16 protein-coding genes are annotated in these 14,437 nt (G+C 69.6%); 9 read left to right on the top strand and 7 right to left on the bottom strand.

Going from position 1 to position 14,437, the window contains the following annotated elements; translation table 11 throughout:
- Window position 1 precedes the first annotated feature (1 nt).
- The 3 genes from LOZ83_RS27080 to LOZ83_RS27070 are packed head-to-tail and all read right to left on the bottom strand — an operon-like array spanning window position 2 to window position 1,520.
- The gene (locus LOZ83_RS27080; protein ID WP_236794515.1) at window positions 2–667 is read right to left on the bottom strand and encodes a dihydrofolate reductase family protein; all 666 of its coding nucleotides are present in this window, start codon (window positions 665–667) and stop codon (window positions 2–4) included.
- Window positions 667–1,170, bottom strand: coding sequence for an SRPBCC family protein (locus LOZ83_RS27075; protein ID WP_236794514.1), 504 nt, complete (start codon window positions 1,168–1,170; stop codon window positions 667–669). Before LOZ83_RS27075 ends, LOZ83_RS27080 begins: the two co-directional genes overlap by 1 nt.
- A complete protein-coding gene (locus LOZ83_RS27070) occupies window positions 1,170–1,520 on the bottom strand; it encodes a helix-turn-helix transcriptional regulator (protein WP_236794513.1) in 351 nt (116 codons plus the stop codon). The genes LOZ83_RS27075 and LOZ83_RS27070 overlap by 1 nt, the downstream gene beginning before the upstream one ends.
- Window positions 1,521–1,638: 118 nt before the next feature.
- Between LOZ83_RS27070 and LOZ83_RS27065 the strand changes: the two genes are divergently transcribed.
- The 3 genes from LOZ83_RS27065 (at window position 1,639) to LOZ83_RS40535 (ending at window position 4,200) form a co-directional block, all read left to right on the top strand.
- On the top strand, window positions 1,639–1,872 hold the full coding sequence (locus LOZ83_RS27065; RefSeq protein ID WP_236794512.1) for a hypothetical protein: 234 nt from the start codon (window positions 1,639–1,641) through the stop codon (window positions 1,870–1,872).
- A 139-nt stretch (window positions 1,873–2,011) separates the two neighbouring features.
- Entirely contained in the window at window positions 2,012–2,452 is a 441-nt protein-coding gene (locus LOZ83_RS27060) for a MarR family winged helix-turn-helix transcriptional regulator (protein WP_236794511.1), read from the top strand.
- Between the two features lie 32 nt (window positions 2,453–2,484).
- Window positions 2,485–4,200 carry an MFS transporter gene (locus LOZ83_RS40535; protein ID WP_236794510.1) on the top strand — a complete coding sequence of 572 codons (1,716 nt, stop codon included), beginning with the start codon at window positions 2,485–2,487 and terminating at the stop codon, window positions 4,198–4,200.
- Between the two features lie 57 nt (window positions 4,201–4,257).
- Here the strand turns inward: LOZ83_RS40535 and rox are convergent, their stop codons facing one another.
- A complete protein-coding gene (gene rox / locus LOZ83_RS27050) occupies window positions 4,258–5,679 on the bottom strand; it encodes a rifampin monooxygenase (RefSeq protein WP_236794509.1) in 1,422 nt (473 codons plus the stop codon).
- A 187-nt stretch (window positions 5,680–5,866) separates the two neighbouring features.
- Between rox and LOZ83_RS27045 the strand changes: the two genes are divergently transcribed.
- The gene (locus LOZ83_RS27045; protein ID WP_236794508.1) at window positions 5,867–6,430 is read left to right on the top strand and encodes a TetR/AcrR family transcriptional regulator; all 564 of its coding nucleotides are present in this window, start codon (window positions 5,867–5,869) and stop codon (window positions 6,428–6,430) included.
- A gap of 1 nt (window position 6,431) precedes the next feature.
- Here LOZ83_RS27045 and nfi read toward each other — a convergent pair whose 3' ends face one another.
- Complete coding sequence (gene nfi / locus LOZ83_RS27040) at window positions 6,432–7,103, bottom strand: deoxyribonuclease V (protein WP_236794507.1); 672 nt, start codon at window positions 7,101–7,103, stop codon at window positions 6,432–6,434.
- A 1-nt stretch (window position 7,104) separates the two neighbouring features.
- Window positions 7,105–7,749, bottom strand: a complete 645-nt coding sequence (locus LOZ83_RS27035; protein ID WP_236794506.1) for a TetR/AcrR family transcriptional regulator — start codon at window positions 7,747–7,749, stop codon at window positions 7,105–7,107.
- A gap of 88 nt (window positions 7,750–7,837) precedes the next feature.
- Between LOZ83_RS27035 and LOZ83_RS27030 the strand changes: the two genes are divergently transcribed.
- Window positions 7,838–9,127, top strand: coding sequence for a glycosyltransferase (locus tag LOZ83_RS27030; RefSeq protein WP_236794505.1), 1,290 nt, complete (start codon window positions 7,838–7,840; stop codon window positions 9,125–9,127).
- 23 nt (window positions 9,128–9,150) lie between these two features.
- Window positions 9,151–9,936: a methyltransferase gene (locus tag LOZ83_RS27025; RefSeq protein ID WP_236794504.1), complete on the top strand. Its 786-nt coding sequence runs from the start codon at window positions 9,151–9,153 to the stop codon at window positions 9,934–9,936.
- 247 nt (window positions 9,937–10,183) lie between these two features.
- On the opposite strand, the gene LOZ83_RS27020 is transcribed toward LOZ83_RS27025, so the two are convergent.
- Entirely contained in the window at window positions 10,184–10,510 is a 327-nt protein-coding gene (locus LOZ83_RS27020) for a hypothetical protein (RefSeq protein WP_236794503.1), read from the bottom strand.
- Between the two features lie 329 nt (window positions 10,511–10,839).
- Between LOZ83_RS27020 and LOZ83_RS27015 the strand changes: the two genes are divergently transcribed.
- The 3 genes from LOZ83_RS27015 to LOZ83_RS27005 are packed head-to-tail and all read left to right on the top strand — an operon-like array spanning window position 10,840 to window position 14,433.
- On the top strand, window positions 10,840–12,432 hold the full coding sequence (locus LOZ83_RS27015) for an AMP-binding protein (protein WP_236794502.1): 1,593 nt from the start codon (window positions 10,840–10,842) through the stop codon (window positions 12,430–12,432).
- A gap of 4 nt (window positions 12,433–12,436) precedes the next feature.
- Entirely contained in the window at window positions 12,437–13,669 is a 1,233-nt protein-coding gene (locus LOZ83_RS27010; protein ID WP_236794501.1) for an acyl-CoA dehydrogenase family protein, read from the top strand.
- 17 nt (window positions 13,670–13,686) lie between these two features.
- Window positions 13,687–14,433, top strand: a complete 747-nt coding sequence (locus LOZ83_RS27005; protein WP_236794500.1) for an enoyl-CoA hydratase/isomerase family protein — start codon at window positions 13,687–13,689, stop codon at window positions 14,431–14,433.
- The last annotated feature ends 4 nt before the right edge of the window (window positions 14,434–14,437 follow it).

Here is a 14,437-nt window from a genome sequence, read left to right as displayed (position 1 = left end):
GCTACCGCTTCCCGGCGGTGTAGGTCAGGTGGGTCACCCGGGACGAGGCGTCCGCACGGACCTGCTCGAGGGCGATACGGTCCGGGTCCACGTGGTCGAACAGGCGGATGCCGGTGCCGAACAGCACGGGCGCGAGCGTGACCGAGAACTCGTCGATCAGGCCGCTGTCCAGGTACTCCTGGATCGTCTCGGCCCCGCCGGCGATGCGCACGTCGCGGTCGCCGGCGACCTCGCGGGCCTGGTCGAGGGCGCTCTCGATACCGTCGTTGACGAAGTGGAACGTGGTGCCGCCCGGCCGCTCCCACGGCTCGCGCCGGGTGTGGGTGAGGACGAACACCGGGGTGTGGAACGGTGCTTCCTCCGGCCAGGACGGCTCGCCGGCGTCGAACATCCGCTTGCCCATGACGCTCACGCCGGTGCGCTCGTACGTCGCGCGCGCGATGTCGTTGTCGAGCCCTTCCTCGCCGTCGTCGCCGAACTTGAGGTTCTGCCGGAAAAACCTCAGTGGGAACGCCCATGCCTGCAGTTCCGACCACTTCGACTGCCAGCGCTGGACCCTCGGGTCGCTCTGGCCTTCGGGCGAGAAGACAAGCTCGACGGGCTCGGGGTCGGGCGCCATGAAGCCGTCGAGCGACATCGTCACGCTGAAGAACACCTTCCCGGCCATCAGTCCTCCGCTCCCTTCGGGGTGAGTTCGGCGACGTAGGCCGCCAGGTTCCGCAGCGTCTGCTCGCCGCCCTCGATCGCGTGGTATTTCTCCACGGCCTCCGCGCGGAGTTCCTTGGTGGGGAACACCGTGCGCATCGTGATCCGGGTCTGCTCGCCGGCCGGCTCGAACGTCAGGACCGACTCGAAGGCGTTCGGGTCGTCGCGGAACTCGCCGTGCAGCATCGCGATCCGCTCCGGCGGGACGATCTCCCGCCAGGTGATCCACTCCTGGTAGTCCGTCCCGTCCGGCCCGTGCATCACGAAGTCCCAGATCCCGCCGGCCTGGAACTCGAAGGACCGCGTCGTGGTCGTGAACCCTTCCGGCCCCCACCACCGCGACAGGTGCCGGACCTGCGTGAACGCCTCGAACACCAGCTCCCGTGGGGCGCCGATGGCCCGGGAGATCACGATCTCGCGGTCCGCGATCGGGTGGCCGGCCTGGCCGCCACTGGTCGTCGTCATCATCCGATGGTTCCTCCTGCTTCGTCCTGTTTCAGGTTTCGCATGTACTCGTCCAGCCGCTCGAAGCTCTCGCTCCAGAACCGCTCGAAGCCGCCCACCCACTCGTGGACCGGCCGCAACCCGCCGGCGTCCAGGCCGTACAGCCGCTGCTTGCCCGCCTCGCGGACGCGCACCAGCCCGACCTCGCGGAGCACGCGCAGGTGCTTGGACGCCTGTGGCTGTGTCATCCCCAGGTCCCGCGCCAGATCGGTCACCGGCCGGTCGCCGCCCCGCAGCAGCACCAGGATCTCCCGCCGCCGCGGCTCGGCGATCGCGTTGAACGCATCCGAGGTCGTCGCCGCTCGTGCCATGGCGCCCATCATATGCCCATATCGGAATGCGTCAATCCCCGGCGGCCGCTGCTAGCGAATCGCCGTCATCGGTTGCGGCGACTCAGGTAAGACCCACCTGGCAAAGCAGATCGCGGCGGTGCTCGACCTCCCGGTGACCCGCGGCGGACAGCACCCGAACGACGGCGTCTTCGACCGGATCACCATGTCGTTCGTCCGCTACATCTGGGGCTACCGGCGGACCATGCGACCGAAGGTCACACGACTCATCGCCGAGCACGGCGGCCACGCCCGCCTCGTCACCCTGACCAGCCGCCGCCAGAGCGCACGCTTCGTCCGCCGGACCCAAGCGGCCACACAAGTCCAGAGCTGATCCACCCAGCTCGACATCCCACACCTGCCTGCCACCCGGAAGCGCAGCTAGAGCACGCAGATCCAAGCGGCCACACAAGAAACCCCCAGTGCGGCGGCTCACGTTGCCACGCCTCCCCACCAGGTTCGATAATGACCTTATGCATAAGCGGGTTATGGACCCGGCCGACACGGGCCGGAGTCTCATGCTGGTGCTCGAACCGCTGGTCCGGTTCATGCGCCGGTCGGCGGCGTCCGGGGACCTGAGCCCCGCGGCGTCGTCGATGCTCAGCCGGCTCAGCCGCGAAGGGCCGCAACGGCTCACGGAGCTCGCGCGGGCCGAAGGCGTTTCGCAGCCGGGCATGACGCAGCTGGTCACCCGGATGGAACGGGACAGCCTGGTCCGCCGCACCGCCAGCGCCGGCGACCGGCGGGGCGTCGTGGTCGAGGCGACCGGCGAGGGACTCGAACTGTTCGAGCGCCGCCGGTTCGAACGGGCGCAGGCGCTGCAGCACATGATCGACCAGCTCGATCCGGCCGACCAGGCCGCGCTCGCCGCCGCGCTCCCCGCACTGACCCGGCTCGTCAACGCCGGCGAATAACCATCCCCAGAAGTCCCGGAGGGTCCGCGGAAGTGTCCACAATCCACGCAAAACCTGCCAGCCCGTTCAAGCAGCCCCGCGCCGTCTGGGCGGTCGCCTTCGCCTGTGTCATCTCGTTCATGGGCATCGGCCTGGTCGACCCGATCCTGCCCGCGCTGTCCTCGAGCCTGCACGCGACGCCGAGCCAGGTCTCCCTCCTGTTCACCAGCTACCTGGTCGTGACCGCGGTGGCGATGCTGGTCGTCGGCTGGTTCTCCGGCCGCTTCGGCGCCAAACGCACGCTCGTCATCGGCCTCGCGCTGATCGTGGTGTTCGCCGCGCTGGCCGGCATGTCCGACTCGATCGGCGGGATCGTCGGGTTCCGCGCGGGCTGGGGTCTGGGCAACGCGCTGTTCATCGCGACCAGCCTCGCCGTCATCGTCGGGTCGGCCAGCGGCGGCTTCGGCGGCGCCATCATCCTGTACGAGACCGCGCTCGGGCTCGGCATCGCGGTCGGCCCGCTGGTCGGCGGCGAACTGGGCTCGATCAGCTGGCGCGGGCCGTTCTTCGGGGTCGCCGTGCTGATGGCCATCGCACTGGTCGCCACCGTCGTGTTCGTGCCGTCGATGCCGAAACCCCGGCAGCGGACCTCGCTCGCCGCGCCGCTGAAAGCCTTGCGGCACCGGGGTTTGGCGACGATGGGCGTGATGGCGCTGCTGTACAACTGGGGCTTCTTCACCATGCTCGGCTACGCCCCGTACCCGATGAAGCTCGGCGCCCAGCAGCTCGGCCTGGTGTTCACCGGCTGGGGCCTGCTGGTGGCCGCGTTCAGCGTGTTCTTCGCGCCACGGCTGCAAAACCGGTTCGGCACGGCGCCGGTCCTCTATGTCAACCTGCTCGGGCTCGGGATCGTGATGGCCGTCATCGCCATCGGCGTGAACAGCCCGGCCACCGTGATCGTCGCGGTCATCGCCAGCGGCGCGTTCCTCGGGATCAACAACACGCTGACCACGCAGGCGGTCATGCTCGTCGCGCCGGTCGAACGCTCGGTCGCCTCGTCGTCGTACGGTTTCGTGCGGTTCATCGGTGGCGGGCTCGCACCGCTCGCCGCGGGCAAGATCGCCGACGCCACCAACCTGAGCGTCCCGTTCTACGTCGCCGCCGGGGCGTTCGTGCTCGCGATCGGCGTCCTGGCGACCGGCCACAAACTGATCAGCGCGGCCGAACACGGCGAAGCCGAGGGCGAGCCGGTCCGCCTCGAGCCCGTCGGGCCGGTGGCCGCTCCCGGGCAACGGCCCGTCATCGTCGGCGTGTCCGGCAGCGCCGCCGCGGCGTCCACTGTGGACACCGCCGCGGCGCTGGCGCAGCAGGCCGGGCGGCCACTGGAAATCGTGCACGTGCGCGAAACCGTGGTCGTCGAGGAGCAGATCGTCGAGGTGGAAGACGCCGACCAGGCGCGGGCCGCCGTGCTGGCCCACCTCGACCGGCTCGCCCGCCGCGGTATCGACGCCACCGGGCAGGTGCTCGTCAGTGTCGGCGACCTCGCCGCCGCGGGCCGCGTGCTCGCCGAGCACGCGACGGAGGTCTCCGCACGGGCGGTCGCCGTCGGCCGGTCACCACGCGGCCCGGCCGCGCAGTTCGCCGACGAGAGCTTCGCTTCCGCGCTCACCCACCACGCCGGCTGCCCGGTCGTCCTCATCGAGCCCGACGAGGAACCGTACCGGCTCACCGCGGACTCGCTGAAGGAACTGCGCGCGCAGGCCGCATGACCCCGCGTTGACCTGCGGAAGCCGGACTTCCGCAGGTCAACGCCGGTTTCCGGGCACTCAGCCGGCGCCGAACCACCGCGCCAGCCGGCTCTCCAGCTCCTGCTGATCCTCGCCGACCCACGCCACGTGGCCGTCCGGCCGCAGCAGCGCCGCGGGCGCGTCGAGTTCCTCGCTGACCTCGACGACGTGGTCGACCCGGTCCGCCCAGCCCGCCACCGAAAGCCGGCCGGTCTGGTCGAGCAGCAGCCCGCGCCCGTCGTGCATCAGGTCGTAGAGGCGGCCGCCCTTCAGCGCCACGTCCCGCAGCCGCCGGCCGAGCAGGTCCGGTCCCTCGCCGAAGTCGTAGCGGACACCGACCGCGATGATCTTCTCGATGAGGTACCGGTTCACCTCCTCGAAGTCCATCAGCTCCGACACCAGCCGGCGGACCGCCTGGGGACCCGGCTCGGTGGACAGCATCTCCATCTGCGCGCGGGTGTTGTTCAGAACATCGGCGGCGACCGGGTGGCGTTCGGTCTCGTAGCTGTCCAGCAGCCCCTCCGGCGCCCAGCCCTCGATCTCGGCGGCCAGTTTCCAGCCGAGGTTGAACGCGTCCTGGATGCCGAGGTTGAGCCCCTGCCCGCCGGTCGGCGGGTGGACGTGCACCGCGTCGCCGGCCAGCAGCACCCGGCCGGCGCGGTAGTGGTCGGCCAGCCGGGTGGCGTCGCCGAAGCGGGACAGCCACCGCGGTGAGTGCACGCCGAAGTCGGTGCCGGCGACCGCCCGCAACTGCTGCTTGAAGTCCTCGAGGGTCGGCGGAACCGCGCGGTCCTCGGCCACCCCCGCGGCGGGTACGACCACGCGGTACACGTCTCCCCCGAACGACCCGAGGCCGAACCGCTTCTCGGTCTCGCGGACCTTCGCCACCACGGCGGTGACCGTCTCCGCAGGCACCCCCACCTCCATCTCGCCGAGCAACGTCTCGACCCTGCTGGGCTCGCCGGGGAAACCGATGCCGAGCAGCTTGCGCACGGTGCTGCGGCCCCCGTCGCAGCCGACGAGGTAGCGCGCCCGCAACTCCGTGCCGTCGGCCAGCGCGACGGTCACCCCGTCGTCGTCCTGGCTCAGCCCGGTCAGCTCGGTGCCGCGCCGGATCTCCGCGCCGAGCTCGATGGCGTGCTCGGTCAGCAGGCGGTTGACGATGGGCTGCGGAATGCCGAGTGTGTAGGCGTGGCTGGTGTCGAGCCGTTCCGGCTGCGGTTTCGGGATGGCGGCGAAGAAACCGGCGAGCGGGTACTGCTTGCCGAGCTCCAGGAACCGGTCCAGCAGGCCGCGCTGGTCCATCACCTCGATGCTGCGCGCGTGCAGTCCCAGCGCGCGCACGACGAGGGTCGGCTCCGCGTCCCGCTCCAGCACCACCACCCGGACGCCGTGCAGCCGCAACTCGCCGGCGAGCATCACCCCGGTCGGGCCGCCCCCGGCAATGATCACGTCGATCATGAAATCCCCCGTCACGAAATCGCGTTTCGATACTCGGCCGCAGATTGTGCGGCACGACCCGGGTCTTGCGGCAAGTCCCCAGGTGCGTTATACGTTGAACATGGCAGGGAGAATTCTCCTTGCCCCTTTTTTTGCCCGTGATGAGGCCAACGGTGCAGATAGAACGTTCGGTCTCTATGCTGGGCTCATGGTGAGCACCGATTCGAGTCCGCGGGACCGGCTGCTGGCGTCAGCGCGCCGGCTGTTCTACGCCGAGGGCATCCACACCGTGTCGGTGGATCGCCTGATCACCGAGGCCGGCGCGACCAGGGCGACCTTCTACCGGCACTTCGCCGCCAAGGAAGACCTGGTCGAGGCCTACCTGCGCGCCACGGACGCGGACCTGCGCGCGGCCGTCGCCGACCGGCTGGACCAGCCGAACCCGCGGCAGGCCGCCGCCGCGCTGCTCGAGTTGATCGGCCAGATCACCTGCTCGGCGGGATTCCGTGGCTGCCACTTCATCAACGCCTCCGCCGAGTACCCCGATCCCACGGACCCGATCCGGGTTGCCGTGGCCGAGCATCGCGCCTGGTTCCAGGAAACGGTGACGCACCTCGCCGCCCGGACGGGACACCCGGATCCCGGCTATGCCGGCCGCGTCCTGGTCCTCCTGCACGACGGCGCGCTGTCGGCGGCGGAACTCGACGACCCGCGGCAGGTCAGGGAAACCGTGATCCGCGCGGGGAAGGAGTTGCTCCGGCTCAGCGCGTGAGTCACCGGTACGCGGTGCGCGACTCGTGGTCGGCCGCTCGGATGGGTTCGGGCAGCCGGTAGCGCGGCGCGAGTTCCAGGACGAGTTCGACGGCAGTCTCCAGGGTCACTTTGTGGCCCGGTGAAACGAAAACGGGTTTGACGCCGGCTTGGGTGCGCAGGGCGTAGCCGACGACCTTGTCCTCCAAGCGGATGGGCGTCCGGGATCCCCGGGCCTGGTCGGGTTCCGCGTAGTTGCCGACCATCGGGTTCTTCGCGACGCCGATCGTCGGCAGGCCGGTCAACAGCCCGAGGTGACAGGCAAGGCCGAAGAACCGTGGGTGGGCGATGCCATGCCCATCGCAGAGCACGAGATCCGGGATGACCGAGATCCGCCGCAGTGCGGTCACCAGGGCCGGCAACTCACGGAACGCGAAAAGCCCTGGGACGTAAGGAAACTTCGGGACCTCCTCGGCGGTCGCACGCTGCACGAGCGAAAGATCCGGCGCGGTGAGTACCACCGCCGCGGCGACGCTCCGCGGGGGCACCGATCGGTAGGCGACATCGACCCCCATGACGACTCCGGGCCGATCACTGACGTCGTCTTCGAGGCGCACCAACGGACGGAGCTCATTCTGAATCCGGATCGCGTCGGTCTCGTCGCGCGGCGCCGGACCGAGATCATGAAGATCCATGTCAGCGAGCGAGAATCGTGTGGCGGACCAGGCGTGCGATGAAGGCCTGGTATTCCTCGGCCGACTTGCCCTCGTAATGCACGAACCGAACATAGCCTTCGACGCTGCCGATGACGCCGAACGCCTCGACGAGGTCTTCGAACGGGAGGTCCGTGCGCAGCCAGCCTCGTTCGGCGGCCAGGCGGAGCACCGTCTCGAACTGCTGCCTGATCCAGGCGAGCCGTTGCACGAGGTGGCCGCGCAACTCGCGGTCCGCGCGGGCGGCTTCGGTGACCGCGGTCCAGACACCCGCCGCCAGCTGGTTGATCCCCAGCAGCACCTCGCCCGCGAACGTCGCGAACCGCTCAGGATCGCGTACCTGCGACAACTCGGCGCCTTGTGGTGTGGCCATGAAGTCGACCTCGGCGCCCTCGACACCGAACGACGCGACCTCGACCGCGGCCCACACCAGCGCCGCCTTCGGACCGTGCTTCTGCACCGTCTCGACCGAGACACCGGCCCGTTTCGCGATCTGCGCCAGCGTGGTCGCCTGGTACCCGTACTCGCTGAACATGTCCCGGGCAGCCTCGACGACCCGCGTTCTCGTCTCCGCCGCCTGGCGCTGCCGGTGTTCGGAACGGTACGTGCGACTCGGGTCTCCTGCCACTATTGACTTGTATCACATACAGATGAATACTGCCGCAGGGGGCTCAAATCCGCTGGATCCATCGCAGCCTGTAGGGGGAGGCGTCCTCATGGCGTCCATCATCATCGCGACCGTGCCCATCCACGGGCACGTCACGCCACTACTCGCGGTCGCCCGGCATTTCGCCGACCGCGGTGACCGCGTCCGGTTCCTCACCGGATCCCGGTTCGCCGGGAAAGTCGGGGCGGCCGGAGCCGAGCACGTGCCCTTGCCCGCCGAAGCCGATTTCGACGACCGGCTGAACTGGGACGAAGTCCTGCCGGGGCGCACCGCCTTGAAGGGCACGAAGGCGCTCGCCCACGACATCGAGCACATCTTCGTCCGCCCCGGGCGGTCCCAGCACGACGCCGTCATGGCACTGCACGCCGCCGAACCGGCCGACGTGGTCCTGACCGACCCGGCCTTCGCGGGCGGCGCGTTCCTGCTCGGTCATCCACTGGGCGCGCGGCCACCGATCGTCATGTGCGGCGTTCTGCCGCTGACCATTTCCAGCCACGACACCGCGCCGTACGGCATGGGGCTCACGCCGATCCCCGGCCCGGTCGGCCGGCTCCGCAACGGCGTGCTCGCCGTGCTCAGCAACAAAGTCGTGCTCGGTCAGGTGCAGCGGCTCGCCGATCAGATGTTCCGTGACCTGCACGGGCGCCCGATTCCCTTCGCGGTATTGGACTGGCCCCGGCATGCCGACGCGATCGTGCAGTTCACCGTGCCGGAGTTCGAATATCCGCGGTCCGACGCGCCCAGCACGCTGCACTTCGCCGGGCCGATCTCGGCGTCGGGCTCGCAGGCGCCGCTTCCCCCGTGGTGGGAGGACCTCGACGGCTCGCGGCCCGTCGTCCACGTCACCCAGGGCACCGCCGCCAACCATGACTACGGCCAGCTCATCGAGCCCGCGCTCGAGGCACTCGCCGACGATGACGTGCTGGTCGCCGTCTCGACCGGCGGGCGCCCGGTGGACACCCTGCCGCCGCTGCCCGCGAACGCCCGGGCCGCCACGTTCCTGCCCTACGACGATCTCCTGCCCAAGACCGATGTGTTCCTCACGAACGGTGGCTACGGCGGCGTACAGTACGCGCTGCGGTATGGCGTACCGATCGTGGCCGCCGGCACCACCGAGGACAAACCCGAGGTCATCGCCCGGGTCGCCTGGACCGGTGTCGGGCGCCGGATCAAGGCCGAGAGTCCGTCGGCGGACGAGATCCGCCGGGCCGTCCGCGCCGTGCTCGGCGACCACCGGTACCGGGACGCCGCGCGCCGCATGTCCGGCCACATGGCGGCCACCCGCGGGGTCAATCTACTGGCCGACATCATCGACGAGCTGATCAAGAAGAGTCAGTAACCGCGGCGGTATACCGTGACGCCGTGGGCGAGGACACCTGGGCAGGTTTGGCAGACCAGTTCGTCGACGGGGCTTATGCGTCGGTGAAGGGGTACGTGCGCACTTATGTGATGCACCACCAACTGATGGAGCAGCTGCCGCCGGCGCCGGCATCGGTGCTCGACGTCGGCGGCGGCGCGGGCCATCAATCCTTTCCACTGGCCCAAATCGGTTACGACGTAACGGTTCTCGACCCGTCGCCGGCGATGCTGGACAAGGCCCGGCAGCGACTCGAACAACTGCCCGCCGAGGCCAGGCGACGGGTGACGCTCTTGGCGGCCGACGGCGAACGCGCCGAGGAAGCGGTGCAGGGCCGGCGTTTCGACGCCGTGTTGTGCCACGGCGTGCTGGGCTACCTCGAACAGCCGGAGCCGTTGGTCGAGCAGCTGTGCCGGTGCGCCGCTCCCGGCGGGGTGGTGTCGATCATGACCGGCAACGCCCACGCGGCGGCGGTGCGCCCCGCCATGGAACGGCGGTGGGAGGACGCGCTGGCGTCGTTCGATGCCAGGACCGAAATCGGGGTGCTCGGCGTGCGGGGCCGCGCCGACACCGTGGAGGAACTCAGCGAACTCGTGCGCGGCTACGGGGTGGAACCCGCGCGCTGGTACGGAGTTTGGCTGTTCGCCGACTGGTTCGAGTTCGGCGGAGTCGAGTTGGACCCCACCGATGCAGAGCGAATCGCCGCCGTCGAACTCGAAGCCGGCCGGCGTGACCCGTACCGCCGGCTCAGCCGCGTCTTCCACCTCGTGGGACGCAAAGGCGCGCGCTGAACGAAGTCAGCGAATCCATTGACCGGACAGGATCTTTCAGGCTTCGGCTGCTGCGCGTCGGTTCGATCTCCGTTCTCACCGCCGGACCGGACGGCGGTGGCGACGGCGGTTGCCGAGCTCCCGGACTAGGGCGACGATCGGGCCGCTGATCAGTGCCCCGCTGGCGCCGAGGAAGTCGAGGCACCTCCGCATCCGAACCCCACACCGGCTCGGATGGTCGCAGGCACGCCCCGGGACCGCTCCCGGATTACGCCGGGTGCGCGCTGTAGAGCTCGGCCTGGTCGTTCAGGCCGGCGAGGCACAGCGCGAGCAGCTTGTCGACCACCTCGATCACGTCGCCGCTCTCGGACCACGCGACTTCCGACTCCGCGAAGGGATCCGCCAGGCTGAACGTGTCCGCCACCCGCACCGCCACCGCGTACTCGGGGCCACGGATCACGACCGAGTCGACCCACCCCAGCCCGGTGCGGGTGGCGTGCAGGCCATCGACCTCGCCGAACGGATTGGGCAGCGGCCGGATCACGAAACCGTTCGCCCGCAGCTGGGCGATGCGCCCGTACGCGGCCGGGTTCACGACGCCGCTCTCTCGGATGCCACACCGGGAAGCGGTCGTCTCAGCCGCATCGTGCACCTCGATCCAGGAACGTCGCGCTGCGTCGGGCAGCTCCCCCAAACGGCGGAGCACACCGACTCTCGTTGGCTACCGCTGAGTAGGCCACCCCGCCGTGGGTCGCATCACATCAACGGAAAGCGCGTTCTGGCGTGCGCGGCGGGCACTCGATGTTGCCCGGCGACGGGGTGCGTCCGGTGACCGGGGGGTAGCCACAAAGGGGTGGCTCATGGTCGTATGGGTGACGCGGGACCCGCTTCGAAGGCCTTCGGGAAGCCATACGGAGGGTGTGCATGCGCAGCGAGAAACTGGATGACCTGGTCGTCGGCGACGTGCTCCGGCACCGGGCGATCACGCACCGTACCGAGACGTTCCTCAAGTTCCACGAGGGCGAGCTGAGCTACGGCGACGTCGACTCGATGACCGACCGGGTGGCAGGCGGCCTCGCCGCGCAGGGTGTCGGCAGCGGCCAGCACGTCGCGGTCATGCTGCCGAACTGCCCCGACTTCCTGTTCACGATCTTCGCGCTGGCCCGGCTCGGCGCCGTGGCGGTACCGGTGAACACCGCGCACCAGGGCGAACTGCTGGGACACGTGCTGGCCAGCTCCGACTCCTCGGCGATGATCATCGACGCCGCTTACGCCGACCGGCTCACGCCGCTGGCGCACCGCCTCCCGGGGCTGGGCCGGGTGATCGTCCGGGGCGCACTGGAGCGGCCGATCGGGAAGGCGGTACTGCCGTTCTCCGAACTGCTGGCGCACGGCGCTGAGCCGGTCAGCCGCGCCGTGGCGTTTTCCGATCTGCTGGCGATCATGTACACCTCGGGCACCACCGGCCCGTCGAAGGGCGCGATGTGCTCCCACGCGCTCGCGCTGACCTGCGCCATCGACTCGCTCGACTACCTGGACCGGTGGGGCAAGACGATCTACTGCCCGCTGCCGCTGTTCCACGCGGCCGGCCTGTGGGACGGCGTGTTCTCGGCGATGGTTGGCGGCGGCGCGATCGCGGTGACCGACCGGTTCCACGCCTCGCGGTTCTGGGACGACGTGCGCGCGTTCGACGCGAAGGTGTGCATGAGCGTGTTCTCGATGATCCCGATCCTGCTGAACAAACCGGAGACGCCGCGGGACAAGGACCATCCACTGGAGACGTTCTACATGGGAAAGTCCATTTTGGACGAACCATTGCTGGCGCGGTTCGGGGTGCGCTCGGCGGAGACGTACACCAGCACCGAGGCCGGGATCGTCACCGGCAGCCCGTACGGCGAGTGGCGGCTCGGCTCGTGCGGCACGCCCAACGAGCGACGGTTCGACGTCGGCGTGGTGGACGCCCACGATCATCTGCTCGGCCCCGGCGAACCCGGTGAGCTGGTCGTCCGGCCCAAGCAGCCGTTCGTGATCACCACCGGCTACTACGGCGCGCCCGACGCGACCGCCGAGGCGTTCCGGAACCTCTGGTACCACACCGGGGACCGAGGCTACCGCGACGAGGACGGCTACTACTTCTTCCTCGACCGGATGAAGGACGCGATCCGCCGCCGCGGCGAGAACATCTCCGCGTTCGATCTCGAGTGCGAGGTGAACCTGCACCCGGACGTGGTCGAGTGCGCGGCCACCGGCGTACCGTCCGAATTGGAGGAAGAGGACGTCAAGCTGACCGTCGTGCTGCGGCCGGGGTCCACAGTGGACCCCGAGGAACTGGTCGCGTTCTGCGAGGACCGGTTGCCGCGGTTCATGGTGCCGAGATACATCGAGTACGTGGACGCGCTGCCCAGGACCCCGACGGACAAGGTCGCCAAGTACCGGTTGAAGGAGCAGGGCGACCACGGGCTGACGGAGGCGACCTGGGATCGCGAGGCGGACAGTCGCACGGAAAGGACGGCGTGAGGCGGTGAACTGGGAGGACTCGCCCGAGGAGGCGGCGTTCCGGGCCGAGGTGCGCGCGTTCATCGGCGACCGCTTCCCCGCCGGCTACGTCCCCGACCACGACGACGAGCACTCGATGGAACCGGAGGACGTCTGGGGCTACAACTGGCCGGTGGACCGGGTTTCGGCGGACCCGGCGCGCCGCGACGGCGCGCGTCAGTGGGCGGAAGCGTTGGCGGACAAGGGATGGATCACCCCGCACTGGCCCGTGGAGTACGGCGGCGCCAGGCTGCCCGCGCTGCTGGAGTTCGTCCTGCAGGAAGAGATGATGCGCGCGCGGGTGCCCACCGTGAACGGCATCGGCGCGTTCCTGCTCGGCCCGACATTGCTCGCGCACGGTACCGCGGAACAGAAGGCCGAGCACCTGCCGAGGATCGCGCGCGGCGAGGCGACGTGGGCGCAGGGGTTCTCCGAGCCCGGCGCCGGATCGGACCTCGCGGGCCTGCGCACCCGCGCGGTGCGCGACGGTGACGACTACGTGGTGACCGGCCAGAAGGTCTGGACCTCTCTGGGCCAGTACGCCGACTGGCTGTTCCTGCTCGTGCGCACCGATCCCGACGCGCCCAGGCACAAGGGCATCACGTTCCTGTTGCTGGACGCGAAAACCCCCGGGGTGACCGTCCGCCCGATCACCGACATCCGCGGCGCGGCCCCGTTCGCCGAGATCTTCCTCGACGAGGTGCGGGTGCCGGTGGCCAACCGCGTCGGCGAGGAGAACAAGGGCTGGTACGTGGCGATGGACGCGCTGTCGTTCGAGCGCGCGGGCATCGGGGCGTGCGTGAAGATGGAGCAGGCGCTCGCTGACCTGGTGACCTTCCTGCGGTCCGAGGAGGGCCGGCGGTTCGTCCGCGCCGACCGCGACGCGCTGCGGCACGAGATCGCGCGCCGGTACACCGAGATCAGGATCGCGTACAACCTCGCCCGGTACACGGTTTCCGTGCAGGCGAACGGCGGTGTTGTGGGCTACGAGGCCTCGGTGAACCAGCTGTTCGGCGCCGAGCTGCTGCAGCGGCTCGCGCGGACCGGCGCGTCCGCGTTCGGCCCGTTCTCCCAGTTGTGGCAGCGCCACGATTCACCATTGCGCGCCACATATGCACATCTGCGCGCGGACGCCGTTGCGGCTACGTTCCTGGGTGGGACGACGGAGATCCAGCGCAACGTGATCGCCACCCGCGGGCTCGGACTCCCCCGGAAATAGAGAAAGAGAAGGAGCGCATGGACGAGACGCTTGACGTACGGATCAAAGATCGAGTCGCCTGGCTGACGCTCGACCGCCCGGAGAAGCTGAACGCGCTGACCCCGGGCACGCTGCACGAGCTGCGCCGGGTGTTCGCCGAGATCGACGACGACGAGAACGTCTGCGTGGCTGTGCTCAGAGGTGCGGGAGAGCGGGCGTTCTGCGCCGGGATGGACGTGGACTGGTCCGAAAAACTGACCAAACAGGAACGGGTGGAACAGGGGCGCCTCGGCGAGAAGACGTTCGCGATGATGGCGCGGCTGTCCATCCCGGTCTTCGCGGCGGTGCACGGTTACGCCGTCGGCGGCGGGCTGGAGCTGGCGCTGGGCGCGGACTTCATCGTGGCGCACGAGAACGCGAAGCTGGGGCTGGTGGAGATCACGCTGTCGGCGCGCCCGCCGTACCAGCCGAAGTTCATGGACGGCAAGGAAGACCCGGACCAGCCGGAGGTCGGTGGATCCGCGCCGGGCTGGGGCGGGGTCAAGCGGCTGCCGCAGCGGATCGGCAAGGCGCTCGCGATGGAGATGCTGTTCACCGGGGTCCGGCTGGACGCCCAGCGCGCGCTGCGGATGGGCCTGGTCAACGACGTCTACGCCGCGGACGAGTTCGACGCCAAGGTCGAGGAGCTGGCGACGAGGATCGCCGCGATGAACCGGTACAACCTGCGCCTGGTCAAGGAACTCGTGCAGAACGGCTACGACTGGATCGAACCCCACCCGTCCTGAGAGA

It is taken from the genome of Amycolatopsis sp. GM8 (assembly GCF_021653975.1).
Taxonomy (GTDB): domain Bacteria; phylum Actinomycetota; class Actinomycetes; order Mycobacteriales; family Pseudonocardiaceae; genus Amycolatopsis_E.
The sequence above is the reverse complement of the archived record's forward strand: the minus strand, read 5'-3'. Positions and strand labels throughout refer to the sequence as shown.